The 24,393-nt window shown below is 41.8% G+C and carries 25 protein-coding genes; 1 reads left to right on the top strand and 24 read right to left on the bottom strand.

Annotation, left to right across the window (positions count from 1 at the left end; translation table 11 throughout):
• Window positions 1–123: 123 nt before the first annotated feature.
• From HT679_RS11440 to budA, 11 genes are all read right to left on the bottom strand, one after another.
• Window positions 124–1,395, bottom strand: coding sequence for an HNH endonuclease (locus HT679_RS11440; protein ID WP_173214096.1), 1,272 nt, complete (start codon window positions 1,393–1,395; stop codon window positions 124–126).
• A gap of 70 nt (window positions 1,396–1,465) precedes the next feature.
• Entirely contained in the window at window positions 1,466–4,084 is a 2,619-nt protein-coding gene (gene alaS, locus HT679_RS08505) for an alanine--tRNA ligase (RefSeq protein WP_173214094.1), read from the bottom strand.
• A gap of 21 nt (window positions 4,085–4,105) precedes the next feature.
• Window positions 4,106–4,591 carry an LURP-one-related/scramblase family protein gene (locus HT679_RS08500; RefSeq protein ID WP_000847060.1) on the bottom strand — a complete coding sequence of 162 codons (486 nt, stop codon included), beginning with the start codon at window positions 4,589–4,591 and terminating at the stop codon, window positions 4,106–4,108.
• A 509-nt stretch (window positions 4,592–5,100) separates the two neighbouring features.
• Complete coding sequence (locus HT679_RS08495; protein ID WP_023939759.1) at window positions 5,101–5,634, bottom strand: DUF5626 family protein; 534 nt, start codon at window positions 5,632–5,634, stop codon at window positions 5,101–5,103.
• A gap of 159 nt (window positions 5,635–5,793) precedes the next feature.
• Window positions 5,794–6,864 carry an ABC transporter substrate-binding protein gene (locus tag HT679_RS08490; RefSeq protein ID WP_023939757.1) on the bottom strand — a complete coding sequence of 357 codons (1,071 nt, stop codon included), beginning with the start codon at window positions 6,862–6,864 and terminating at the stop codon, window positions 5,794–5,796.
• Complete coding sequence (locus HT679_RS08485) at window positions 6,861–7,634, bottom strand: ABC transporter permease subunit (protein ID WP_000712740.1); 774 nt, start codon at window positions 7,632–7,634, stop codon at window positions 6,861–6,863. The genes HT679_RS08490 and HT679_RS08485 overlap by 4 nt, the downstream gene beginning before the upstream one ends.
• Window positions 7,631–8,437 carry an ABC transporter permease gene (locus HT679_RS08480; protein ID WP_000753801.1) on the bottom strand — a complete coding sequence of 269 codons (807 nt, stop codon included), beginning with the start codon at window positions 8,435–8,437 and terminating at the stop codon, window positions 7,631–7,633. The genes HT679_RS08485 and HT679_RS08480 overlap by 4 nt, the downstream gene beginning before the upstream one ends.
• Window positions 8,418–9,575, bottom strand: a complete 1,158-nt coding sequence (locus HT679_RS08475; protein ID WP_042750955.1) for an ABC transporter ATP-binding protein — start codon at window positions 9,573–9,575, stop codon at window positions 8,418–8,420. Before HT679_RS08475 ends, HT679_RS08480 begins: the two co-directional genes overlap by 20 nt.
• 159 nt (window positions 9,576–9,734) lie before the next feature.
• Window positions 9,735–10,640 (bottom strand): UDP-N-acetylmuramate dehydrogenase, encoded by a 906-nt coding sequence (gene murB / locus HT679_RS08470; RefSeq protein WP_173214092.1) that lies wholly within the window; start codon window positions 10,638–10,640, stop codon window positions 9,735–9,737.
• Between the two features lie 110 nt (window positions 10,641–10,750).
• Complete coding sequence (locus HT679_RS08465) at window positions 10,751–11,503, bottom strand: YhfC family glutamic-type intramembrane protease (protein ID WP_173214089.1); 753 nt, start codon at window positions 11,501–11,503, stop codon at window positions 10,751–10,753.
• A 9-nt stretch (window positions 11,504–11,512) separates the two neighbouring features.
• Complete coding sequence (budA, locus tag HT679_RS08460; protein ID WP_000360314.1) at window positions 11,513–12,244, bottom strand: acetolactate decarboxylase; 732 nt, start codon at window positions 12,242–12,244, stop codon at window positions 11,513–11,515.
• Window positions 12,245–12,385: 141 nt separating this feature from the next.
• Between budA and HT679_RS08455 the strand changes: the two genes are divergently transcribed.
• Window positions 12,386–13,657, top strand: a complete 1,272-nt coding sequence (locus HT679_RS08455; RefSeq protein WP_173214087.1) for a PLP-dependent aminotransferase family protein — start codon at window positions 12,386–12,388, stop codon at window positions 13,655–13,657.
• Between the two features lie 172 nt (window positions 13,658–13,829).
• On the opposite strand, the gene HT679_RS08450 is transcribed toward HT679_RS08455, so the two are convergent.
• The 13 genes from HT679_RS08450 to HT679_RS08390 all read right to left on the bottom strand — a co-directional run bounded on the left by HT679_RS08450 (window position 13,830) and on the right by HT679_RS08390 (window position 24,385).
• Window positions 13,830–14,645, bottom strand: coding sequence for an ABC transporter substrate-binding protein (locus HT679_RS08450; RefSeq protein WP_173214085.1), 816 nt, complete (start codon window positions 14,643–14,645; stop codon window positions 13,830–13,832).
• A 157-nt stretch (window positions 14,646–14,802) separates the two neighbouring features.
• Window positions 14,803–15,456: a phosphate signaling complex protein PhoU gene (gene phoU, locus HT679_RS08445; RefSeq protein ID WP_000946458.1), complete on the bottom strand. Its 654-nt coding sequence runs from the start codon at window positions 15,454–15,456 to the stop codon at window positions 14,803–14,805.
• An 11-nt stretch (window positions 15,457–15,467) separates the two neighbouring features.
• Window positions 15,468–16,226: a phosphate ABC transporter ATP-binding protein PstB gene (pstB, locus tag HT679_RS08440; protein ID WP_173214083.1), complete on the bottom strand. Its 759-nt coding sequence runs from the start codon at window positions 16,224–16,226 to the stop codon at window positions 15,468–15,470.
• Window positions 16,227–16,238: 12 nt separating this feature from the next.
• Window positions 16,239–17,042 (bottom strand): phosphate ABC transporter ATP-binding protein PstB, encoded by an 804-nt coding sequence (gene pstB, locus HT679_RS08435; protein WP_000049848.1) that lies wholly within the window; start codon window positions 17,040–17,042, stop codon window positions 16,239–16,241.
• A gap of 10 nt (window positions 17,043–17,052) precedes the next feature.
• Window positions 17,053–17,937: a phosphate ABC transporter permease PstA gene (gene pstA, locus HT679_RS08430; protein WP_000543046.1), complete on the bottom strand. Its 885-nt coding sequence runs from the start codon at window positions 17,935–17,937 to the stop codon at window positions 17,053–17,055.
• Window positions 17,927–18,844 carry a phosphate ABC transporter permease subunit PstC gene (gene pstC / locus HT679_RS08425; RefSeq protein ID WP_001070903.1) on the bottom strand — a complete coding sequence of 306 codons (918 nt, stop codon included), beginning with the start codon at window positions 18,842–18,844 and terminating at the stop codon, window positions 17,927–17,929. Before pstC ends, pstA begins: the two co-directional genes overlap by 11 nt.
• On the bottom strand, window positions 18,844–19,722 hold the full coding sequence (locus HT679_RS08420) for a phosphate ABC transporter substrate-binding protein PstS family protein (RefSeq protein ID WP_173214081.1): 879 nt from the start codon (window positions 19,720–19,722) through the stop codon (window positions 18,844–18,846). The genes pstC and HT679_RS08420 overlap by 1 nt, the downstream gene beginning before the upstream one ends.
• A 325-nt stretch (window positions 19,723–20,047) precedes the next feature.
• Entirely contained in the window at window positions 20,048–21,352 is a 1,305-nt protein-coding gene (locus tag HT679_RS08415; RefSeq protein ID WP_173214079.1) for an RsmF rRNA methyltransferase first C-terminal domain-containing protein, read from the bottom strand.
• Window positions 21,353–22,126 carry an inositol monophosphatase family protein gene (locus tag HT679_RS08410; RefSeq protein ID WP_173214077.1) on the bottom strand — a complete coding sequence of 258 codons (774 nt, stop codon included), beginning with the start codon at window positions 22,124–22,126 and terminating at the stop codon, window positions 21,353–21,355. It lies immediately after the preceding gene.
• Entirely contained in the window at window positions 22,116–22,394 is a 279-nt protein-coding gene (locus HT679_RS08405) for a UPF0223 family protein (RefSeq protein ID WP_001041974.1), read from the bottom strand. Before HT679_RS08405 ends, HT679_RS08410 begins: the two co-directional genes overlap by 11 nt.
• Window positions 22,394–22,795, bottom strand: a complete 402-nt coding sequence (locus HT679_RS08400; protein WP_000631259.1) for a Spx/MgsR family RNA polymerase-binding regulatory protein — start codon at window positions 22,793–22,795, stop codon at window positions 22,394–22,396. The genes HT679_RS08405 and HT679_RS08400 overlap by 1 nt, the downstream gene beginning before the upstream one ends.
• Window positions 22,796–23,004: 209 nt before the next feature.
• Entirely contained in the window at window positions 23,005–23,622 is a 618-nt protein-coding gene (locus HT679_RS08395) for a TIGR01906 family membrane protein (RefSeq protein ID WP_173214076.1), read from the bottom strand.
• Window positions 23,612–24,385 (bottom strand): TIGR01457 family HAD-type hydrolase, encoded by a 774-nt coding sequence (locus HT679_RS08390; protein ID WP_173214074.1) that lies wholly within the window; start codon window positions 24,383–24,385, stop codon window positions 23,612–23,614. Before HT679_RS08390 ends, HT679_RS08395 begins: the two co-directional genes overlap by 11 nt.
• Window positions 24,386–24,393 lie beyond the last annotated feature (8 nt).

The following is a 24,393-nucleotide window of genomic DNA, read 5'->3' as shown; positions in this document are numbered from 1 at the left end:
TTTTTTGTATTCACAAAAAGACCTACCCAAATGGATAGATCTTTAAACAACCTATATTTTTGTTAAAAATTATATCACTAATTGACACGTTCTGTTCTCAAACATTATAATTTTCATCTAAATCTATAAAATTTTATCTGATTTTGTTCTATTACATTTCCAGCATAATGTTTGTAAATTACTTTCCGTAGACATTCCACCCTTTGAAACTGGAATAATATGATCCACTTCTAGCAATAATAAATCTTGTTGAGCAGTAGATGCTCCGCAATATTGGCAAGTATAACAGTCCCTTTCTTTGACATACTCACGTAATTTTTTAGTCATTAATGCACGTTGAGCTTTAGCACTTTTCTTATACTTAACTTGCTCATCCATATAAGTAATTAATAATTCAATTATTTCCTCATTTAGTGTAATTGAAGTAACTTGACTAGAATTACCACCTGCACTAACATATTGAAAAGTATAGGTAGGAAAATTAAAATTAATTTGGGGAACTTCAATGTTGGTATAATATAAAAATTCTTCTTTATAATACTTTAAAATAAACTGTGGAGGATTTAAACTATTTAAAATTCTTGCTAATCTATTATCAAGATTCTCTTTAGCATTAAGAAATCGTGATACTTGTTCACCAATTTCTTGAATACGCTGTAGATTTTCTTCGTTAGGCTTAAAATCAAAATACTTACATAAATACTTAAAAGGTTCTAACTCTGCATTTCTCACAACTTGTAGTGAAGCATTATAAATATATTTAGATTGATAATCAATAACGTTCCTATCACGTTGAATATTATACAAACTTGTATTTTGTCCTTTAGCTACATGAGCATACTTATATTTATCAAAACTTGTAGATTGTAAGCTTACCTCATCAAACTTCTCAACATATTTAGCTATTTCATTATATTCTGTAACAAAAGAATCGATTTGTATTTTATTCCGAATAAATTCATCACTTAAAAAGTAATGTTTTTTCATATTATAACGAACAAGCCTATAAATTAAATAAATCCAACCAATCCAAGGAATAAAGAACGCAACAATAAACTTGAGAATTTCATTATTTTTTCTTTTGAATTTATTTAATTTAATTTTATTTCGCTCTTCTTCTATTACACTTATTGGTATTTCAATCGATGAGGTCGATGAGTATATTTCATCTATCGGTTTATTTATTGTATCTCTGTTACTATTAACAGCTATAGCTTTTTTACTATCTTTAATATACAACCAATAGAAAAGGAAAGTAAATACGGAACTAAAAATAATTTGAGATATAAATTGTTGGAAGCCTAGTTGGTCAATAATTTTTTTGGAATCAAATATAAATCCAATTGTTCCCATACCAAAAAATATACTTAAAGCAACATAAATTTTTCTTTTCATAAGAATACTCTCTTAACAATATCTTTTCAACTCTTAATTTTTAAAATTATCAAAGAATTAATAATCGAGTTTACAATTTACCTGCTACTGCATCCAACAATTCTTGGATTTTAGCTTGGTTGCTTCCTCCTGCCATGGCCATGTCTGGTTTACCACCACCACGTCCATCGACGATTGGTGCTAATTCTTTGACAAGGTTTCCTGCATGAAGGTCTTTTGTCTTGCTTGCTACAAGGACATTGACTTTGTCACCGATAGCAGCAACTAGGACAAGAAGATCAGAGTAGTCTTTTTGTTTCCAGTTATCCGCAAAAGTACGAAGGGCACCAGCATCAGATACAGACACTTGGCTAGCAATGTAACGGTGACCGTTGACTTCCTTAACATCCTTGAAGATGTCGCCTGCAGCTGCAGCTGCGGCTTTTTCTTTCAACTCAGCATTTTCTTTTTGCAATTGACGAAGTTGTTCTTGAAGTCCTTCTACCTTGTGAGGTACTTCTTTAAGTTGAGGTGCTTTCAAGGTTGCTGCGACAGCTTTAAGAGCGTCTTCTTGTTCACGGTAGGCTTCAAAGGCTTCCTTACCAGTCACTGCCAAGATACGGCGAGTTCCTGATCCAATCCCTTCTTCTTTGACAATCTTGAAGAGGCCAATTTCAGAAGTGTTGCCAACGTGGGTACCACCACAAAGCTCGATAGAGTAGTCACCGATAGTAACAACACGAACTTCCTTGCCGTATTTCTCACCAAAGAGAGCCATAGCTCCCATTTCTTTGGCAGTGTCAATATCCGTTTCAACTGTCTTCACTTCAAGAGCTTCCCAGATCTTCTCGTTGACTTGCTGTTCAATGGCACGCAATTCTTCAGCAGTCACCGCTTGGAAGTGGGTAAAGTCAAAGCGAAGGAATTCAACTTCGTTAAGAGATCCTGCTTGTGTCGCGTGGCTTCCAAGGATGTTGTGAAGGGCAGCGTGAAGCAAGTGAGTCGCAGTGTGGTTTTTCATAACACGGTGACGACGATTGGTATCGATTGCCAAGGTATATTCTTGGTTTAAGGCAAGCGGTGCAAGGACTTCAACAGTGTGAAGAGCTTGTCCGTTTGGTGCTTTTTGAACATTGGTCACAGTACCCACGACCTTACCTGACGCATCCAAGATTTGTCCGTGGTCAGCGACCTGTCCACCCATTTCAGCATAGAATGGCGTTTCCGCAAAGATAAGTGAGGCAGTTCCTTCTGATACAGCTTCTACTTCTGCATTGTCAGCCACGATAGCCACCAATTTAGAAGACAATTGGCTAGCATTGTAGTTGAAGACACTTTCTACAGTGATGTTTTGAAGGGTTTCATTTTGCATCCCCATTGAGCCACCCTTAACAGCTGACGCACGCGCACGTTCTTGCTGTTCTTTCATGGCTGCTTCAAATCCTTCACGGTCTACAGTCATACCAGCTTCTTCAGCGATTTCTTCAGTCAATTCAACTGGGAATCCATAAGTGTCGTAGAGTTTGAATACATCTGAACCAGCAATGACAGATTGACCTTTTTCTTTCAAGTCTGCTACGATGCCTTGAGCAAAGTGTTGACCTGAGTGAAGAGTACGCGCAAATGACTCTTCCTCGCTCTTAACGATTTTTTCGATAAAGTCACGTTTTTCAAGCACTTCTGGATAGTAGCTTTCCATGATTTTTCCAACGGTTGGAACGAGTTTGTAAAGGAAAGGCTCGTTGATTCCCAATTTTTGACCATGCATCGAAGCACGACGGAGAAGACGACGAAGGACATAACCACGACCTTCATTTCCTGGAAGGGCACCATCACCGATGGCAAATGAAAGTGAACGGATGTGGTCAGCGATGACCTTAAAGCTCATGTTGTCGCCATCTTGGTCATAGACCTTACCAGACAATTTCTCCACTTCACGAATGATCGGCATGAAGAGGTCCGTTTCAAAGTTGGTCTTAGCCCCTTGGATAACGGCCACCAAACGCTCCAAACCAGCGCCCGTATCAATGTTCTTGTGTGGCAATTCCTTGTACTCGCTACGAGGAACAGCAGGGTCTGCGTTAAATTGTGACAAAACGATGTTCCAGATTTCGATATAGCGGTCGTTTTCAATATCTTCTGCAAGCAGGCGAATACCGATATTTTCTGGGTCAAAAGCTTCTCCACGGTCAAAGAAGATTTCTGTATCTGGTCCAGAAGGTCCTGCACCGATTTCCCAGAAGTTGTCCTCGATCGGAATCAAGTGACTTGGATCCACTCCCACTTCAATCCAGCGGTTGTAAGAATCTTTATCATCCGGATAGTAGGTCATGTAAAGTTTTTCAGCTGGGAAGTCAAACCACTCAGGGCTTGTCAAAAGCTCATAAGCCCAAGTGATCGCTTCGTCACGGAAGTAATCTCCGATAGAGAAGTTCCCCAACATTTCAAACATGGTATGGTGACGTGCAGTCTTCCCTACGTTTTCGATGTCGTTGGTACGGATAGCCTTTTGGGCATTGGTAATACGTGGATTTTCAGGGATAATAGTCCCATCAAAGTATTTCTTAAGCGTTGCTACTCCAGAGTTGATCCACAAAAGCGTTGGGTCATTTACAGGAACCAAGCTCACTGATGGTTCTACTGAGTGACCTTTGGTCGCCCAGAAATCAAGCCACATTTGGCGTACTTGTGCACTAGATAGTTGTTTCATATTGTCTCCTTATTTGCTTGTTTAATGTGATTGGCTTTCCAGCATTTCCACATAGTCAATCGCGACACAGAGGGAAATGACTAGGTCTGCATAAGCATCCTCAAGAACCGTTACGGTATAGGTAGAGGTCAGATGGAAGAGTTCCTTCTTAATTTCCGCAATCAGCTGATCGCGATCATCCAGCAATTTGAAATTCAAATCCCAGATATTGCCCTCGATACGAAGACCTAGATTATCAAACTCATACTTATCTCGCCAGAAGGTCAACTTCTTGCGAATGACAAAACTCGAGCCATCCCGAAGCTGAATCTCAAAACGAGGAAGCAAGGTCAAGATTTCTTTACTAATCTGACTGACCTGTTCACCAGCCGCATCATAGATGGTAAAAGTTTTGGGAATCTTAAAAAATGATCCCTCCACCTGATAGGCGATTTCTCCCCTGTCATCCTTGATAGCGAAGCGTTCGCCTCCAAGACGAAACTTTTGTTTGACAAGAAATGTTTTCATCAACACCTCCAAAAATCAAAAGACAAGCTCATATCACGAAGGGCGAAAAACCGCGGTACCACCTTCATTCAATGAACTTGTCATTCTCTTGTTCTTATGCAATTGTTAAATTGAGTAGCATGACTTTCTAGCTTAGATGGCTCGCAGCACCGCCATTTCTCTGGACTAAGACAAGAGAAAATCAATTCTCAACTTTCTTATTATAACGTTTTTTTAAGTTTGCGTCAACTGGAAATGATTCCTATTTAAATAACCCATTCCCTACATCTCAGATTACTTTTTCAGAATATACTTTTTCTTACTGCCATTTTTCTTTTTATCCCAACTTTTATCCCAAGTTTTTGAATATTTCATAATAAAAGACACCAAATTATTTAATTTTGGTGTCTTTATCTGCTCTCTAAATATTTTAAATTGTTTATTTCTTAAGATTTTTTACTATTAAAAAAATGATGATTAGAAAGAGAGTTATAGTAAGAGCGACTGTCATCAAACCAAACATTCCCATTTTACTTCACCAGTGTAACTAGATAGTCTGCGTCGAGCTCTGCTCGAAGAGCTCCGTCCCAACTTGGGCCGTTAATCCAAGGAACACTGAGTTGAAATGTGAAATATGCTGTTGCTCTCCTATTACTTTCATGCACTAAATTTGCGGAGTTTGTGCCTACTAGATGGAAATACCATAAATCATATGCGCTGGTAATGTTACGAGTATCTATTGTGATATAGAAGCCACAGTTAAATATCCCGCGTCTGTAACTTATATGATAAGTTCCGTTACTAGCTTTTTCACTACCAACTTGTGCCCATCTAAAACTGGTTCTAGGTCTGTCAGCAACCTTTGTAACGGTAATTACATTTTCTTCCCCAGAATTATCTGTAAATACTTGTGTAGCAGAATCCCCGACTTTCATTACTAAAGATGTTCTTGTTTCATAACTACCGTTATTGTCAATATTTTCATCTGCCTTTGTAGTTGAAAATGTTGTTAAAAACAATAAACTAGCAACTGCTGTTAAGAAAATCATAAACTTCTTTTTCATGATTTATTCCTCCTATCTTTTTTAAAAGCATAGAATATTTAGAGAGTTTCTTGTGTTTGTGTTTACGCTTACATTATACCATAAAATATTGTTATTGCAAAGAAAAAGAGTTAAAAAAACGAACCAGCTCTAACTGATTCGTTTCGTGACTGCTAACTCCTACTTCCGATACATTTTAAACTGCAGGAAGAGGTCGCTATATTTTCCTGTCCATTTATGGTCAAATTTCTCATAAACTTCTAGGTGTTTCATAGTTTCAGCGTCTGGATAGAAGGCTTTGTCTTCTTTTTTCTCCTCTGGTAGCAGTTCCTTGGCTGGTAGGTTTGGAGTTGAATAGCCGACATACTCCGCATTTTGGAGAGCATTTTCAGGTTTCAACATAAAGTTGATAAAGGCATAGGCTGCATCTTGGTTTTTGACTGTTTTGGGAATGACCATATTGTCAAACCAAAGGTTGCTGGCTTCTGTCGGTACCACATAGCGTAGATTTTCATTTTTTTCTAGCATTTGGCTGGCTTCACCAGAGAAGGTCACGCCGATAGCAGCGTTATTCTGAATCATGTATCCCTTCATCTCGTCCGCCACAATAGCCTTGATATTTGGAGTGAGCTTGTAAAGCTTGTCCACTGTCTCTTCCAACTGCTGGGTATCCTTGGAGTTGAGGCTGTAGCCTAGCGAATTGAGTCCTAGTCCCAGCACCTCACGCGCCCCATCAAAGAGCATGATAGAGTTCTTATACTCTGGCTTCCAGAGGTCATCCCAATGCTCAGGCACTTCATCGACCATAGTTTCATTGTAGACAATTCCCAGTGTTCCCCAGAAGTAAGGAATAGAGAATTTATTACCTGGATCAAAGGATTGGTTGAGAAACTCTGGTCCGATATTTTCGATTCCTTCAAGTTTTGAATAATCAAGTGGCACCAAAAGGTCTTCGTCCTTCATCTTGTTAATCATGTACTCACTTGGGATGGCAATATCATAAGTCGTTCCACCCTGCTTAATCTTGGTATACATGGCTTCGTTGGAATCAAAGGTCTCATACTGGACTTGGATTCCTGTTTCTTCTGTGAATTGCTCCAAGAGTTCTGGATCGATATAGTCTCCCCAGTTGTAGATAACCAGTTTTTGACTATCTCGGCTATTGATTTTACTATCGAGATGAGTCGCAATTCCCCACAAGACAAGGATAATGGCTACAATTCCTGCTAAAAATGAATAGAGTTTTTTCATGCTTGCTCCTCCTTCTCACGTGAGATAAAGTAATATCCAACAACTAGGATAATACTAAAGAGAAAGACAAGGGCAGACAGGGCATTGATTTCTAGCGAAATCCCCTTGCGAGCTCGAGAGTAAATCTCGACTGAGAGGGTTGAAAAGCCATTTCCCGTTACAAAGAAGGTCACGGCAAAGTCATCTAGCGAATAGGTGAAGGCCATGAAATAACCTGCAATGATAGACGGTGTCAGGTAAGGAAGCATGATTTCCTTGAACATCTGAAATTGACTGGCTCCCAAGTCGTAAGCCGCATGAATCATGTCGCCATTCATTTCCTTGAGTCGAGGCAAGACCATCAAGACCACGATAGGAATGGAGAAGGCCACGTGACTGGAAAGAACTGTCAAGAATCCAAGTGAAAACTTGAGTTGGGTAAAGAGAATCAAGAAGCTAGCACCAATCATAACATCAGGAGCAACCATGAGGATATTATTGAGGGAAAGAAAGGCTTCTTGGTATTTCTTACGAGACTGATAAATGTAAATAGCACCGAAAGTCCCGATAATGGTCGCTATCAAGGCTGACAGAAAGGCCAAGAAAAAGGTCTGAGTCACAATCAACATGAGACGACCATCGCCAAACATGGTTTTAAAATGGCTCAAACTAAAGCCTGTAAAGCTGTTCATGTCGTTGCCTGCATTAAAGGCGTAGCCAATCAAGTAAAAGATTGGCAGGTAGAGGACAAGAAAGACCAGTCCCAGATATAGATTGGCAAATTTTTTCATCGTTCTCTCCTTTCCTTGGTCACCCACATGGTGATGAACATGGTCAGAATGAGAATCACACCGATGGTTGAACCCATACCGTAGTTGTCATTGGTCAGGAAGTTCTGCTCAATGGCTGTCCCCAAGGTGATAACGCGGTTCCCACCAATCAAACGGGTCAGCATGAAGAGACTCAAGCTTGGAATAAAGACCGACTGAACTCCACTTCGCACGCCGTTCATCGATAAAGGGAAGATGACATGACGGAAGGTCTCCCACTTGGTCGCACCGAGGTCATAGCTGGCATTGATGAGATTGTTATCCATATCGTCCAAGACATTGAAAATCGGCAAAATCATAAAGGGAAGCTCGATGTAGCTTGCGACAAAGATGAAGGAGAAATCGGTAAAGAGCAATTGCTGTGAACCGATTCCGATAAATTCCAAGAATTGGTTAATAGAGCCATTCTGACCAAAAATCCCGATAAAAGCATAGGCTTTAAGGAGCAAATTGATCCAAGTAGGCAGGATAATCAGCATAAGCCAGAGTTGACGGTGCTTGAGACGGGTCAAAAAGAGGGCTGTTGGATAGCTGATAAGCAAGGTCACAAAGGTCACAATTCCTGCATAGAGTACAGAGTTGAAACTCATTTTTAGGTAGGTCAAGTTTTGTGACGCAAAATAGGACTTATAATTTTCTAAACTGAATTGTCCTTCAATGTTGAAAAAGGATTGGCCGAAAATCAATACCAAGGGTGCCAGGACAAAGAGTGCAATCCAAAGCATGTAGGGCACTACAAAGAGTTTAGAGCTTGTTTTCTTCATCTCTTTCCTCCTCGATTGCATTGATCAAACCTGCTTCTTGCTCTTCGATTTCCACGTATTCTTCGATACGGGCATCGAACTCTTCTTCGGTTTCATTGAGACGCATGATGTGGATGTCTTCTGGTTCAAAGTCCAGACCGATTTCCTCACCCACAATGGCCTTGCGAGTCGAGTGGATCATCCATTCATTTCCAAGTTCGTCATAGGCAATAATCTCATAGTGAACCCCACGGAAGAGCTGGGTATCGACCTTAACTTGGAGCTTGCCTTCTTCAGGAAGGGTAATCCGCAAATCCTCTGGACGAATAACAACCTCAACAGGTTCATTTGGCTTCATCCCACCATCAACCGCTTCGAAGCGTTTGCCGTTGAACTCAACCAAGTAGTCCTCAATCATGATTCCTGGCAAGATATTTGACTCACCGATAAAGGTGGCAACAAAGTGATTGATCGGCTCATCGTAGATATCCACAGGTGTTCCAGACTGGACAATCTCGCCATCATTCATAACGAAAATCCAGTCACTCATAGCCAAGGCTTCTTCCTGATCGTGAGTGACAAAGACAAAGGTAATGCCCAATCGTTGTTGCAGTTCACGCAGTTCGTACTGCATATCTGTTCTTAATTTCAAGTCCAGCGCTGACAGAGGCTCGTCCAGCAAAACCACACGGGGTTGGTTGATGATGGCACGGGCAATAGCCACACGCTGACGTTGTCCTCCAGAGAGTTTACGGATGGAACGTTTTTCGTAACCTTCCAACTGAACCATCTTGAGAACTTCCGCTACGCGTTTCTCGATTTCTTTCTTGTCAATTTTACGCAAGCGGAGCGGAAAGGCAACATTTTCAAACACATTCATATGTGGAAACAAGGCATAGGATTGGAAGACTGTATGGACGTCTCGCTTGTTGGTTGGAATGTCATTGATACGGACACCATCCAGCAAAATATCTCCTGTCGTCGCATCCAGTAAACCTGCAATGATGTTAAGGATAGTTGATTTCCCTGAACCAGATGCGCCTAGAAGGGTGTAGAATTTCCCTTCTTCCAACTCAAAGTTGATGTCTTTGAGAACCTTAGTGTTGCTGTCTTCAAAAACTTTTGAGACGTTTTTGAATTCAATAATTGGTTTTTTCAATTGTCATTTATTCCTTCTTTTTCATAGATTAACAGATCAGGGCTCTGTCAGGCCGCTACTACCTCGTGTAGGAGATTGAACTGCCTACATTCTTCTGCACTAACGATAGGCTTTCACCCCCTTTCCATGACATAGCAGCAGCTTTTCAACTACAGCTTCCTACTTGCTTTCACCTAGAATACGGACTTCTCTCTCAAGAGTAACGCCAGAGTGTTCCTTGACTTTTTCGATAACAGACTCAATCAAGTCTTCGTAGTCTTTGGCCGTTCCGTCAGCAACATTGATCATAAATCCCGCGTGCTTTTCAGACACTTCTACGCCACCGATACGATAGCCTTTCAAGCCAGCTTCTGAAATTAATTGACCTGCAAAATGACCTACTGGACGCTTAAAGACCGAACCACAAGATGGATATTCTAAAGGTTGCTTGAGTTCGCGTAGGTGCGTCAAACGGTCCATTTCCTGCTTGATAACCTGATGGGTTCCTGGAGCAAGGGCAAATTTAGCTGACAAGACAACTGCACCAGACTCTTGAATGGCTGAGTGGCGGTAACCAAAAGCCAAGTCCTTGGCAGACAGGGTTTCGATTTCTCCATCCTTGGTCAAGACCTTACAAGACTGCAAGATGTGGGCAATCTCGCCACCATAGGCACCGGCATTCATAAAGACAGCACCACCAACGCTTCCAGGAATGCCACAAGCAAACTCAAAGCCAGTCAAACTATGACGAAGGGCAATGCGAGTTGTCTCAATCAAGTTGGCTCCTGTTTCTGCTTCGATGGTATATCCATCAACTGAAACGTTATTGAGCTTGTCACACAAGATGACAAATCCACGAATCCCACCATCACGAACGATAATGTTGCTGGCATTTCCAAGAACCATCCAAGGAATATTTTCTTGATTGGCAAATTTGACAAGGCGAGCCAACTCAAAACGATTTCGTGGAAAGACCAGATAATCAGCCTCTCCACCTACTTTTGTATAACTATAACTATGCAAGGGTTCCTTAAAACGGATATCAATTCCTTCTAAGATTTCAAGCATTTTTTCTCTTACAGACATGTCACTCTTCCTTTTACAAAATTCATTCCATTATACCATTTTTAAGACCATTTGACGACCCTAAAAAAATCTTGGGCTTATTTTAAACAAAAAAGAGGTTTCCCCTCTTTTTATGATTTTTTACAAAAGATTGCCTTGGTTCCATAGGCAACCAGAACGAGCTCCAGTGCTAGGACCACTTCAACCAAGACTGGATTTGTCAGCCAGCCAACTTGGACTAGAGATGGTGCCAGATCAAAGAAGGCATGTAGGCCATAGGCTGCTAGGAGATAAATCCATTTCTTCTGGCGAATAGCTTGGTAAACCCAAACTGTCAAAAGTAATTGGAAACCTAGCGCCAAGATTCGCTCAAAACCAAGCAAATAAATCTGCCAGATTGATAGCGACTGGATGGTTTTCAACATATTTTCAGACAGTAATTGCATAATCTGTGGATTTTGCGTTTGAACTGCCGAAAGAACGATGTAGAGATTGATCAAACTAGTAAGGCCTAGGAAAATCAACTCCAAGCCACCATGCCCCAAGCCATAGGCCAAGGCATCTGCCTTTTCCAAACTTCTCTTTTTCTCCAACCATTTGAAAAAAATAAGGCGAGCTGTTTCCTCAAAAAATGCTGCCATGGCTAGACCATAAATGATATAGACAAGCGGATGATCCTGCAAGAGGGCAATACTACCGTCTTTTTGAGGATGCAAAACCAAGATATGCACCAGTTTTTCCAAAATCTGTGAAGAGACAAAGAAGGCAACAGCCCCCAAGCCCAAGACAGCTAAATTGATCTGGTATTTCTTTTTGGCATACCAAATGCTCCCAAACAGAAAAGCTAGCAACAGCACCATGGTAATGATAATATGAATGGTCATTTTCTTCTCCTATTCTGCCTTTTCAATATCTTTTTTCATCTCGTCAACATTGAACTTAGCAAACAAGTATTGACGGTCTTGGACTGGGAAACGTTGGTCCAACTGGTCAACTGCTCCCACCTCGATAATGCCTTCCTTGATGACAAAGTCCATGACATGCCCACCGAAGGTCAAATCATCTGAGATGAAGTGGAGATGATAGCCTGCCACACTGACTCCATGGAAAATCTCTGGCGTCCAGAAACCAACGATGGTTCCCGCCACATTGTCACGACTATATTCAGGTTGATGGGTTGCTACCTCAGCAAACTTGGTATCTGGTGTTGACTTGGGAATCATACGCACATGCATATGCGAAAATTCCCCACGAATCTTGATCGATCGGAAAAGATTTTCCCCATCATAATAAGACTCGATTCGCTCTTCCAATTCCTTGTCCGTCATCTCAAAGCGCTGGCGGAAAATGACCTCTGCCTGATGTGGTACTACTGCTGCATAAGGAATAAGGGCATCTGGTGATACTTCTACAATTTCTGGTTGTTCTCCTGAGCCTTTGGCCTGATAGGCCTTGCCATCCAAGACAATCAATTCTCCATCAATAGAATCCAAGGTTCCCAAACCAAGGTCACCATGTTCTAGCAATTCTCCTACTGTCATAGTACCACCATAAAGGCCAGCCATCAAGGCTCCAAGGGTATTGTATTGAAATAATTTCACTGGTTCCTGCACGTTCTTATCCATTCACTTTCTTGTCTGTTATTCTATAAATCTTACTCCTAAGTATACCACATTTGCTCCTAGATGTGAACGAGAGAAACACTCTAGACATTGCCAAGAAGGAAAAAAAAGGGTACAATGTAACAAAATCAAGGGAGGTCTGGAATGAAGAAACAAAGCAAGTACCAAGAGGTTGTTTCCTATCTGAAAAATAGTATCGAGTCTGGACGATTTCCGACGGGAAGCCGCCTGCCTTCTATTCGTCAACTGAGCCTTGACTTTCACTGCAGCAAGGACACCATTCAACGAGCCCTGCTGGAATTACGGCACGAACAATACCTCTATGCCAAGCCCCAGAGTGGTTACTATGTCCTAGAACAAGGGCAACACCAGGACCTAGAAATTGAGGTTACGGACGAACACGCCAGCGCCTATGACGATTTCCGACTCTGTGTCAATGAAACCTTAATTGGCCGGGAAAACTACCTCTTCAACTACTATGACAACCAAGAAGGATTAGAAGACTTAAGACAATCCATTCACCAACTCCTCTTTGACCAAGCCCTCTACTGCAAGGCTGACCAACTGGTACTGACCTCTGGAACCCAACAAGCCCTTTTTATCCTTTCTCAAATTTCCTTTCCTAGCCAAGCCAAGGAAATCTTGGTGGAACAACCGACCTACCATCGAATGAATCGCCTCTTGATTGCTCAAGGTCTGGACCATCAAACGATTGAACGAGGCATTGATGGGATTGACTTGAAGGAGCTGGAGCGACACTTCAAGACAGGAAAAATTAAGTTTTTCTATACCATTCCTCGATTTCACTATCCTCTAGGCCATTCCTATTCAGAGCAGGACAAACGGGCTATTCTTGACTTAGCTGCCAAGTATAGTGTCTATATCGTAGAGGACGATTATCTGGGTGATTTGGACTCCAAGAAGGGCCAAACCTTCCACTATCTGGATACAGAAGAGCGCGTCATTTATATCAAGTCCTTCTCAACCAGCCTCTTTCCAGCCTTGCGGATAACAGCACTCATCCTTCCAAATGCTATCAAGGAAGCCTTTGTGGCCTACAAAAATATCCTAGACTACGATAGCAACCTCATCATGCAAAAGGCCTTATCACTCTATATCGACAGTCAATTATTTGAGAAAAATCGTCTGGTTCGCTTGTCCAATCAGGAAGCTCACCAGAAGCAAATCGAGGAAAGACTAGCTAACACTCCTTGTCCCCTTCCTCATTATCCCCTTCACGATGGTTTATTACTAGACCTGAGACAATATCCTAAAATTGCTAGTCTCAAACACAGCCAACTGGGCTTGGATTTCTTTGAAGAGGCCTATTTAAGCACCTGTCCTTATCAATTTGCCAAGGTGTCCTTAGACAATCTGGAAAATGTTTTAGACTATTTAAAAGCAGAATTGGACTGACTTCCAACTCTGCTTTTTCTTATACTCTTCGAAAATCTCTTCAAACCACGTCAGCGTCGCCTTACCGTAGATATATGTAACTGACTTCGTCAGTCTTATCTACAACCTCAAAGCAGTGCTTTGAGCAACCTGCGGCTAGCTTCCTAGTTTGCTCTTTGATTTTCATTGAGTATTATTCTTCAATTTCTGTTAGGCTTGCTGCCTTTTCAAGATATTTTTGGTAGGTACCGTCATCCTTGAGTTTTTGGATGACCTTGTCCACCACTTCTTTCAAATCAGCACTATTTTTTCTAAGGGCAACTGCATTGGCTTCGCCGTCCTTCATCTTCAAGCTAACAGTTGCGACAGCTAGGTCTGTATTTTTAGCAGCATAGCTAAGAGCAACAGGCTCATCCATATGAACGGCATCTACTTTTCCAGCCTGTAACTCATTGACAGCTTCACCCATATTAGTTAGGGAAGTCAATTGAGCTTTTGGCAATTGTTCCTTGACCATAGCTTCTGGAACAGTCCCTTTTTGGGCTGCAATATTAGCACTTTCAAGGCTAGTTAAATCCTTGTATTTTTCTACATCAGCCTTACGAACCAAGAAACTAATCTTGTTTTCATAGTAAGGGATTGAAAAATCAAAGACTTCTTTTCTCTCGTCAGTAGCGCTAATTCCCGCAACCGCTAGATCAGCCTTACCTGTTTGAAGACTAGTCAAGACATTGTCAAAACTCATGCTTGAGATTTCCAACTTAACCCCAAGTTCATCAGCGATAGCTTGGGCCATATCAATGTCCGCACCGACTACCTGGTTTTTTCCGTCAACCAATGATTGGAACTCAAAAGGTGCATAGTCAGGACTAGTCGCCACAACTAATTTCCCCTTTTGCTTAATGGCCTCAACAGCTGACTGAGAACCATTAGAACCCGACTGGCAAGCTACTAAGAAGAAACTTGCAAGAAAACTACATAAAACAAATATCCATTTTTTTGATTTCATAAATAAACAACCTCTCTGTTAATTTTGTATAATTATAACGCTATCCAAGTTACTTGTCAAGTGTTTTTTGAATTTTTATCTTAAAAATATTTTTTTCATTCAAGAAAAGGAGCTATCAGTTGATTTCAAGCTCCTTTTTATACAGAATGAATCTGTTTTATAGTTCGACAATCTTGCCTGTTTCAAAGTAAACAACCCATTCACAGATATTCTTGGCATAGTCTCCAATACGTTCCAAGAAGGCAATCACTTGGAAGTAATCACGACCTGTAACAATGGCATCAGGATTTTTCTTGATTTCTTCTGTAGCCAAGTCACGAATGCTATCAAAGTAATGGTTGATTTTTTCATCCATGGCTGCTACTTCATAGGCCTGGTCTACTGAACCATTGAGATAGAGTTCAAGGGCTGCTTCAACGAAGTTCTTGACATCGCGACCCATTCTCTTGATTTCTTCTTCAACAGCTGGGATGCGTTGCTCCCCCTTCATACGAATTGCCGCCTTGGCAATGGAAACGGCATGGTCCCCCATACGTTCCAAGTCAGATACAGCCTTCAAGACTGTCAAAACAGTACGCAAATCTTGAGAAACGGGTTGTTGAAGGGCAATCATTTCAAATGATTTCTTCTCCAACTTCACTTCGTATTCGTTTACTTCTGCATCGTCTTCGATGACTTCCTTGGCCAAATCACGGTCGTGCGTAACAAAGGCACGCACTGTACGATTGATTTGGGATAGCACTTCTTGTCCCATAGCGTAGAACTGGTTGTGCAATTTCTCTAAATCTTCTTCAAATTGAGAACGTAACATCATTTATCTCCTTATCCAAATTTTCCTGAAATATAATCTTCTGTTTCCTTGTGTTGTGGGTTTAGGAACATCTTCTTGGTATCGTTAAACTCAATCAAATCTCCATCAAGGAAAAATCCTATCTTGTCAGAGATACGAGAGGCTTGTTGCATGGAACGCGTAACCAAGAGCATGGTGTATTTATCTTTTAGACCATACAAGGTTTCCTCAATCTTACCAGCCGAGATAGGGTCCAAGGCTGAAGTCGGTTCATCCAAGAGAATGATTTTAGGACTGGTTGCCAAGACACGGGCAACACAGACACGTTGCTGTTGTCCACCTGAAAGACCGATAGCTGAATCATGCAGGCGATCCTTGACCTCATCCCAGATAGAAGCTCGTTGTAGGGCTTTTTCTACCGCTTCATCCAGAACCTGCTTATCCTTAACTCCATTGATACGAAGCCCGTAAACAACATTTTCGTAGATAGACATAGGGAAAGGGTTCGGTTGTTGAAAGACCATACCGATTTCCTTACGCAATTCAACCGTATCGGTACGTGGACTGTAAATGTTGTGGCCGTTGTAAACCACCGAACCAGTTGTAGTCACCTCTGGATTGAGATCCCCCATGCGGTTGATAGCCTTGAGGAGGGTTGATTTCCCTGATCCAGATGGACCAATCAAGGCTGTAATCTCCTTGGGTTGGAAAGAGAGGGAAACACTATTCAAGGCCTTCTTTTGATTGTAGTAAACGGACAGGTCTGACACCTGTAAAATCGCTTCTGTCATACTGTTTCCTTTCTATCCAAAGTGTCCTGTTACGTAGTCATTGGTTGACTGTAGTTTGGCATTTTGGAAAATATTAGACGTCTTATCATACTCAATCAAGTCACCCAAGTAGAAAAATCCTGTGTAATCACTAGCACGCGCAGCCTGTTGCATACTGTGGGTCACGATAATGATGGTAAAGTCCTTCTTTAATTCCAACATGGTTTCTTCCAGCTGGGCTGTCGCAATCGGATCCAAGGCAGACGCTGGCTCATCCATCAAGAGAATATCTGGTTTAACAGAAATAGCACGAGCGATACAAAGACGTTGCTGCTGACCACCTGATAAGGTCAAGGCTGACTTGTGCAAATCGTCTTTGACCTGATCCCAAAGGGCAGCTTGACGGAGAGAAGTTTCCACAATTTCATCCAAGACTTGCTTGTCCTTAACCCCTGCACGTTCATGAGCAAAAGTGATATTGCGGTAGATAGACTTGGCAAAGGGATTTGGGCGTTGGAAGACCATTCCAATGTGCTTGCGCATCTCATAAACGTTGATTTCTGGGCGGTTGACATCAATCCCTTGATAGAGGATTTGACCTGTGACCTTGGCAATATCAATGGTATCATTCATACGGTTGAGACTGCGGAGGTAGGTTGATTTCCCTGAACCAGAAGGGCCAATTAAGGCCGTGATTTTATTTTTTTCAAATTGCATATCGATGCCCTTAATAGATTCATTTTTACCGTAGTAAACATGTAAATCCTTAGTAGAGAGGGCCACTTTCTCTTCAGGAAAGGTGATGATATGCTTTTCATCCCAATTATATTTTGACATGGCTTCTCCTTTAGGCAGCGGTTAATTTCTTGTGTAAGTAGCTTCCGAGTTTACGGGCTCCAAAGTTAAAAATGAGGATAAAGATGAGGAGCACGGCCGCAGAACCTGCTGATACGATAGTTCCATCTGGAATGGTTCCTTCACTATTGACCTTCCAGATGTGGACAGCCAAGGTTTCTGCTTGACGGAAGATAGAGATTGGGCTAGTCACACTGAGAATATTCCAGTTAGACCAGTCAAGGGCTGGAGCGGATTGTCCTGCTGTATAGATAAGAGCCGCAGCCTCACCAAATATACGACCAGAGGCCAAGACGACTCCAGTCACAATACCTGGTAGGGCTTCTGGAATGACCACATGGACCACAGTCTCCCAACGAGAAATCCCAAGGGCCAGACCAGCTTCACGCTGCGTATGGTGAACGTGTTTCAAACTGTCCTCAACATTACGCGTCATCTGAGGCAGGTTAAAGACCGTCAAGGCCAAGGCACCTGAGATTATTGAAAATCCATACTCAAACTGAACTACAAAGATCAAATAACCAAAGAGACCCACAACCACTGATGGCAGTGAAGATAAGATTTCAATACAGGTTCTGACAAAATTGGTCACAGGACCTTTCTTGGCATATTCAGCTAGGAAAATCCCAGCTCCCATAGACAAAGGCACAGAGATAATCAAGGTAATGACCAAAAGGAAGAAGGAATTATAAAGCTGAATTCCAATCCCTCCACCTGCTTGGTAAGAAGATGATTTGCCAGTCAAGAAAGACCAAGAGATGTGAGGCAAACCACGAACCAAGATATAGAGAATCAAGGATGCCAAGATGGCAACGATAATCCCTGCAATCGAGTAGAGGACAGCTGTTGCAATTTTATCTAATTTCTTAGCGTGCATAGTTTTTCTTTCCTCTTTCTTTCGTAATCAATTTAATCACACTGTTGAAGGCCAAACTCATCAAGAGTAAGACTAAGGCCAGTGACCAGAGAACGTTATTGTCAACTGTTCCCATAACGGTATTTCCGATACCCATGGTCAACACAGAGGTCAAGGTCGCAGCAGGTGTTGTCAATGAAGTTGGGACAACTGCTGAGTTTCCGACTACCATCTGAATGGCCAAGGCCTCACCAAAGGCACGCGCCATCCCAAAGACCACTGCTGTGAAAATCCCTGAACGCGCTGCCTTCAAGGTCACGCGCCAGATGGTTTGCCAACGAGTGGCCCCCATAGCCAAACTAGCTTCACGGTAGTGACGAGGCACCGCACGCAAACTATCCGTTGTCATAAAGGTTACCGTCGGTAAAATCATGACAAAGAGAACGAAAATCCCTGACAAAATCCCAAAACCAGTTCCACCAAAGACACTGCGAACAAAAGGAACTACGACCTGCAAACCGATAAATCCATACACAACGGAAGGGATACCGACCAGCAATTCAATGGCTGGTTGCAAGATTCTAGCACCTTTTGGTGAGACTTCGGTCATAAAGACAGCTGCTCCAATGGCAAAAGGAGTTGCGATAAGTGCTGACAGGATTGTGACAATAAAGGAACCCAAAATCATAGGAAGGGCACCAAATTGTTTACCTGAAGGATTCCAAGTTTGACCAAATAGGAAATCAAAGATATTAACTCCATTGACAAAGAAGGTCGACAAGCCTTTTTGGGCTACGAAAATCAAAATCATTGCCACAATGATGACAATCAAAGACAGACAGGCAAAGGTCAAACCTTTTCCTAGTTTCTCTAAACGAGAGTTCTTTGAGGGAGAAAGTAATTTTTTAGCTAATTCTTCTTGATTCATTATTGACTCCCTTCTAGCGCTGTCACCGTTCCGACAGCATCTTTTTCAACCTTCATTTCCTTAACAGAAATGTAACCCATCCCCTTAACGATTCCACTTTGCGCTTCATCTGAGAGGACAAAGTTGAGAAATTCTGCCACCAATTCATTTGGTTGACCTAGGGTATACATGTGTTCGTAAGACCACAAAGGCCAGTTATTGCTTGTAACATTTTCTGCAATTGGCTCATAGCCATTCAACTTCATGCGTTTCACCGAGTCATCCACATAGGCAAAGGCTAGGTAAGAAATGGCTCCTGGTGTCTGGGAAACAATGTTTTTGACCATCCCATTTGAATCCTGTTCTTGACTCTGCATGGCAGATTGGCCATCCATGACAACACTATCAAAGGTTGCACGCGAACCAGAACTTGCTGCACGGTTGATAATAGAAATGGCTAGATCTTTTCCACCGACCTCTTTCCAGTTGGTCACTTGGCCTGTGAAGATACTACGGAGTTGTTCAGTTGTCAGATTTTCAACGTCAACTTCTTTGTTTACAATCACTGCCAAGCCCGCTACAGCAACCTTGTGGTCTACTAGAGCGGATGCGTTTATACCGTCTTTTTCCTCGGCAAATACGTCTGAATTTCCTACATCAACGGCTCCAGACTGAACCTGAGACAGACCTGTACCAGATCCTCCACCTTGGACGTTGACTGTTTTTCCAATGTGCATAGAGCCAAATTCATCTGCTGCTGCTTCGACCAAGGGCTGAAGAGCCGTTGAACCAACAGCTGTCATGGATTCTCCACGATCAATCCAGCTAGCACATCCCGCCAAAGAACCTGCCAGCAAAAGAGCCGCAAGGGATAGAGCGAGTTTTTTCCTTTTTTTCACTGTTTTTCTCCTTGAAAATAATGGTGAATGCTGTGAATTTTTTCAACTATTTATTTATGTTTTTCTTTTGATAATTGGGAGCCAACTAAAGTTCTTATACTCAATGAAAATCAAAGAGCAAACTAGGAAACTAGCCGCAGGCTGTACTTGAGTACGGCAAGGCGACGTTGACGCGGTTTGAATTTGATTTTCGAAGAGTATTAGCTTGGTTTAACTAGAAATTTGCTTAGTTACCTTCCCACCAATTTTGACTTAAAATGAAAGACAATTTGAAAAAAATCCATACTTCCACTATAACATAGACAAGCTACTTTGACTAGCATTTTCACTTGAATCTGAGACCTTTAGGAAAATAATTTTTCAAAACATTTCCAGTCACCTTAGCAAAGCCCAAACCATTGCCTTGAACCAAAACTTGGTACCAACCATTTGGCAGACTTTCTGCCAGCTGAACAGTTTCTCCAGCCACATACTTTACAAACTCTTCTTGGTCAATTTCAACCGACTGCTTGACCTGACTCGGTTTCAAGGCTAGACCAAGAGCAAAACTAGGCTCAAAGCGTTTCTTCTTAAAGGTCCCTAGATGCAGTCCATTGCGAGCAATCTTGAGTTTCCCTAAATCTGGCAAAAGTTCTGGCAAGAGATAAAGCTGATCTCCAAACGTCTGCAAGATACCTGATAGATTGATTTTTAGGTGTTTTTGGGCAAATTCCTGCCACAAGACAACTTGTTCTCGGCTGAGATTGCTCTTACTTGCCTTAAATTTAGGAGCTGGATTATCACCCTTAAACTGTAGATGAGCTACAAACTGACCCTCTCCCTTAAAATGATGAGGGTACATCCGAGCCGTTTCTGGCAGGTCAATACCAGCTACCATTCCATTGATATGCTCTACTGGCAACAAGTCAAAATCATACTCCTCCAGTAGCCAATTGACAATCTCTTCGTTTTCCTCAGGTGCCCAGGTACAGGTTGAATAAACCAGACGGCCACCTTCTGCAAGCATGGTTACTGCATCTTCCAGAATTTCTCTTTGCAAGCTAGCACATTGGCTCGGATAATCAAGGCTCCAATAGTCCATAGCATCTGGTTGCTTACGGAACATCCCTTCCCCTGAGCAAGGGGCATCTAGGACAATGAGGTCAAAATAGCCTTTAAAGACCTTGGACAAACGGTCAGCAGATTCATTGGTCACCACGACATTTGTCGCTCCAAAGCGCTCCATGTTTTCTACTAAAATCTTAGCCCGTTTGCTTGAAATTTCATTGGAAACAAGAAGCCCTTCCCCTGCTAGATAGGCTGCTAATTGAGTTGATTTACCACCCGGTGCAGCGGCCAAATCCAAAACCTTCATTCCAGGACTAGGCTGGGCTACCTGAGCCACCATTTGAGCAGCGGGTTCTTGCGAATATACTAAACCTGTAGCATGCTCAGGCGATTTACCTGAAACCTTCCCATAGTGTCCCCAAGGGGTTTGAGGAATGGCATCAGAAAAGGAAAGTTGCTCTTCTTTTAAGGGATTGACCCGAAAGGCCGAAACCGCTTCCTCCTCAAAAGAGGCAAGAAAATCTCTTGCCTCATCTCCTAGTATCTCTTCATATTTTTCAACAAATCCTTCTGGAAATTGCATTTAAGTTCTTTTCCTTTCGTAAATATAGGACTGAATTTCCTCCTGCATCTCAAGAGGTAGCATCATGACCGGTTGTCTGGTTTGAAAATCAGGAGCTTCACCAGAAAGAGTCACAACCTCATAGCCCAGACTTTCCCCTAAAATACTAGCCGCAGCATAATCCCATGGTTGCAGATAGGTGACATAGGTCAACAAACGCCCTGACAAAATCTTGGCAAAACTAATGGCCGCACTACCATAGACACGTACACCTAGTACGGCTCGACTCAAATCAGCCAGTCCCCATTCATTGGTTTCCAGCATGCCACTATTCCCTGCAATAAGAAAATCTCCAAGTGGTTTAGTTTTAAAAGGAGCTAGGGGCTGATCGTTTCGGCAAACCGGAAATTCCCCACCACCGTGATAACAATCCCCTTTGACCACATCATAAATCAGCCCAAACTGCCCCTGACCATTTTCAAAATAAGCCATCATGACAGCAAAATCTTCCTGCTGGGCCACAAAATTATTGGTCCCATCAATGGGATCAATGACCCAAACCTTGCCCTCTTGAACTGAAGCTCGCAGACAACCTTCTTCAGCACAAATCTTATCCTCAGGATAACGGGACAAAATCTCACCAACCAATAGCTCCTGAACTTCCTTGTCCAGTCTGGTCACCAAATCTGTTGGAGAGGACTTAGTCGTAACCTGCAAATCTTCCTGCATATGGTCAAGTATGTACTGGCCCGCTTTCTTAATTAGCTCTTTAGCAAATTCAAATTTACTTTCCAAGAGAAATCTTTCCTTCCCCTTTTTCCTTGGCAGCCTGAACTGCTCGGTAAAGCGAATAGCCACTAACTGTTTCAAATTCTCGTCCCAAACGTTTCTCCTCACTCTTGCTTGGCACGACCGCCTTGAATCCCTTATAGGAGTCCAGTAACTTTTTAGCCTCTACCTTGCCCTCATAGGCAGCTTCAACATCATTAAAAAAAGAAAGCACTGAAGCAAGTTCTTCAGTGCTCCACGACAAATCTAGTGGGTAACTATACTGTTTGTTCATTAACTAATACCAGCTCTCATTCTTGCTTCTTTTAGTTCTTGCTTACGGTAACTACGAGGAAGAAAAGCACGAATCTCATCTTCATTAAAACCGATCTGCATGCGCTTGGCATCGATAATAATGGGACGACGCAAAAGACTAGGGTACTGCTCAATCAAATGAAGCAATTCCGATACCGAAATACTCTCTACATCAATATTCAATTTTTGAAAAATTTTTGAACGAGTTGAAATGATGTCATCAGTACCATTTTCGGTCAAGGAAAGGATGTGTTGCAATTCTTTTCTTGTTAAAGGACTGGTCATAATATTGTGTTCCACAAAGGGAACCTTATGTTTTTCTAACCAGGCCTTAGCCTTACGACATGATGTACAGCTCGGTGATAGAAATAGTGTAATCATGCTTTTCTCTTCTTATCTATACTTTGCTAATTCTATTATACAAAAAAATAAAGCGCTTGACTAGAGATTTTTAGAAAAAAAGCCTATTTTTTCAAGAAAAATAGACTGTTTGCGAACGATTGACACAATTGGATTTGCTTAATTCACTCTTAAGGATAGCTTTAAATCATATGCATTTTTATATATACAAATTAAAAACAGCTTTCAATTCACTTCTTACGACTTTTCAGATAAAGATAGCCAAAGAAGCTTTCATAGAGGGCAAAAAAGAGGAGGAAAGCATGAAGGAAGAAAGTCTCTGGTAAAATCAGAATAACTGGATCCTTGGATGGGTCAAAAAGCCAGGTATCATCTCCCACAAAGAGAATTTGATGGAAAAGAGTAAAGAATTGGTCAAAACCAATCAAAACTCCCCCAAGTCCAATCAGCAAAGGAAAAACCACTAGGGTCAGGAGCCCTTTACTAAATAAAGATAAAAAGCCCTTTTTTACAATCTTATTGACAAAGAAATAGAAACTTGGAAGTGTCACTAGAGCTACTAGCTGAACCAAGTGAAAGAGGTTCTTGGCCACCTCAAAGTGGTGCAGACCAGCTGCTGACGAACGAAAATCTGGCATCTCTAGGACCTGACTAAAAGGATTGGTCAGGTAATTCATCAAGATATGAAAGTTGTACTGAATGGTTTCTGGTTTTAGATAAACTCGATTCGTTAAGTTCAACCACTTGATTTCCAGCGGATAAAAAATCCAAGCCAGATAAATGGTCAGAAGGATAAAAAGAGAGAGGAGAAAGAGCATAGAGCTCCAAAAGGTTAATTTAGTTTTCATCAAAGTTCCACTCCGCAAGGCTAGAAACCACATGAGTCGGTGCGATTGGCAGGTCTGCTACTTCTTCTGCCTTGGTAAAACCTGTCGTCACCAAGAGCGTTGGAATGCCATTGTCAATCCCAGCCCGAATATCAGTCAGATAATTGTCCCCAACCATGATCAACTCTTCACGTTCCAAACCTAGGTGCTCAACCGCCTTGTCCATAATGATAGCATTTGGTTTTCCGATATAAACAGGCTTCACTCGTGTTGCTACTTCAAGTAGGGTAATCAGTGAACCAGCCCCTGGCAAAAGACCGCGTTCTGTAGGGATGTTGAGATCAGGATTGGTTCCGATAAAGTGAGCACCCTTTTGGATAGCTAGAGTTGCTGTCGCAAATTTTTCATAGTCAACTTGCCAGTCCAGACCTACTACCACATAGGCAGGATTTTTCTTGTCTTCCACATAACCAGCCGCCTTGATGGCTTCCTTGAGACCTGCTTCTCCGATGACATAGACAGTCTTTTCCAGTCCCAAGTCGTTCATATAGTCGATAGTTGCCAAAGTCGCTGTGTAGACAGTCGATAGAGGAGTATCGATATTAAAATTCTGAGCCAGCATCTCCTGAACACTCTCAGGAGTGCGGGTTGTATTGTTAGTCACAAAGAGATAGGAGATGTCCCGCTTTTGCAATTCATGAACAAAAGCCTCTCCTGCTGGAATTCTATCTTTCCCCTTATAAATGGTTCCGTCTAAATCAATTAAATAGCCTTTATATTTCATCTATTTCT

It is taken from the genome of Streptococcus sp. 4886 (assembly GCF_013276485.1).
GTDB lineage: Bacteria > Bacillota > Bacilli > Lactobacillales > Streptococcaceae > Streptococcus.
Note: the sequence above shows the minus strand (reverse complement) of the source record. Positions and strands in the feature narration are given on the sequence as shown.

What these genes read in the sequence shown, in the direction of transcription:
- HT679_RS08465 (WP_173214089.1), bottom strand. Translation starts at nt 11,503, where the DNA reads ATGACCATTCATATTATCATTACCATGGTGCTGTTGCTAGCTTTTCTG.
- HT679_RS08415 (WP_173214079.1), bottom strand. Translation starts at nt 21,352, where the DNA reads ATGCAATTTCCAGAAGGATTTGTTGAAAAATATGAAGAGATACTAGGA.
- HT679_RS08450 (WP_173214085.1), bottom strand. Translation starts at nt 14,645, where the DNA reads ATGAAATCAAAAAAATGGATATTTGTTTTATGTAGTTTTCTTGCAAGT.
- alaS (WP_173214094.1), bottom strand. Translation starts at nt 4,084, where the DNA reads ATGAAACAACTATCTAGTGCACAAGTACGCCAAATGTGGCTTGATTTC.
- HT679_RS08500 (WP_000847060.1), bottom strand. Translation starts at nt 4,591, where the DNA reads ATGAAAACATTTCTTGTCAAACAAAAGTTTCGTCTTGGAGGCGAACGC.
- murB (WP_173214092.1), bottom strand. Translation starts at nt 10,640, where the DNA reads ATGTCTGTAAGAGAAAAAATGCTTGAAATCTTAGAAGGAATTGATATC.
- pstA (WP_000543046.1), bottom strand. Translation starts at nt 17,937, where the DNA reads ATGCACGCTAAGAAATTAGATAAAATTGCAACAGCTGTCCTCTACTCG.
- pstC (WP_001070903.1), bottom strand. Translation starts at nt 18,844, where the DNA reads ATGAATCAAGAAGAATTAGCTAAAAAATTACTTTCTCCCTCAAAGAAC.
- HT679_RS08485 (WP_000712740.1), bottom strand. Translation starts at nt 7,634, where the DNA reads ATGAAAAAATTTGCCAATCTATATCTGGGACTGGTCTTTCTTGTCCTC.
- HT679_RS11440 (WP_173214096.1), bottom strand. Translation starts at nt 1,395, where the DNA reads ATGAAAAGAAAAATTTATGTTGCTTTAAGTATATTTTTTGGTATGGGA.
- HT679_RS08480 (WP_000753801.1), bottom strand. Translation starts at nt 8,437, where the DNA reads ATGAAGAAAACAAGCTCTAAACTCTTTGTAGTGCCCTACATGCTTTGG.
- HT679_RS08395 (WP_173214076.1), bottom strand. Translation starts at nt 23,622, where the DNA reads ATGAAAACTAAATTAACCTTTTGGAGCTCTATGCTCTTTCTCCTCTCT.
- phoU (WP_000946458.1), bottom strand. Translation starts at nt 15,456, where the DNA reads ATGTTACGTTCTCAATTTGAAGAAGATTTAGAGAAATTGCACAACCAG.
- HT679_RS08495 (WP_023939759.1), bottom strand. Translation starts at nt 5,634, where the DNA reads ATGAAAAAGAAGTTTATGATTTTCTTAACAGCAGTTGCTAGTTTATTG.
- pstB (WP_000049848.1), bottom strand. Translation starts at nt 17,042, where the DNA reads ATGTCAAAATATAATTGGGATGAAAAGCATATCATCACCTTTCCTGAA.
- HT679_RS08455 (WP_173214087.1), top strand. Translation starts at nt 12,386, where the DNA reads ATGAAGAAACAAAGCAAGTACCAAGAGGTTGTTTCCTATCTGAAAAAT.
- HT679_RS08400 (WP_000631259.1), bottom strand. Translation starts at nt 22,795, where the DNA reads ATGATTACACTATTTCTATCACCGAGCTGTACATCATGTCGTAAGGCT.
- HT679_RS08390 (WP_173214074.1), bottom strand. Translation starts at nt 24,385, where the DNA reads ATGAAATATAAAGGCTATTTAATTGATTTAGACGGAACCATTTATAAG.
- budA (WP_000360314.1), bottom strand. Translation starts at nt 12,244, where the DNA reads ATGGATAAGAACGTGCAGGAACCAGTGAAATTATTTCAATACAATACC.
- HT679_RS08405 (WP_001041974.1), bottom strand. Translation starts at nt 22,394, where the DNA reads ATGAACAAACAGTATAGTTACCCACTAGATTTGTCGTGGAGCACTGAA.
- pstB (WP_173214083.1), bottom strand. Translation starts at nt 16,226, where the DNA reads ATGACAGAAGCGATTTTACAGGTGTCAGACCTGTCCGTTTACTACAAT.
- HT679_RS08490 (WP_023939757.1), bottom strand. Translation starts at nt 6,864, where the DNA reads ATGAAAAAACTCTATTCATTTTTAGCAGGAATTGTAGCCATTATCCTT.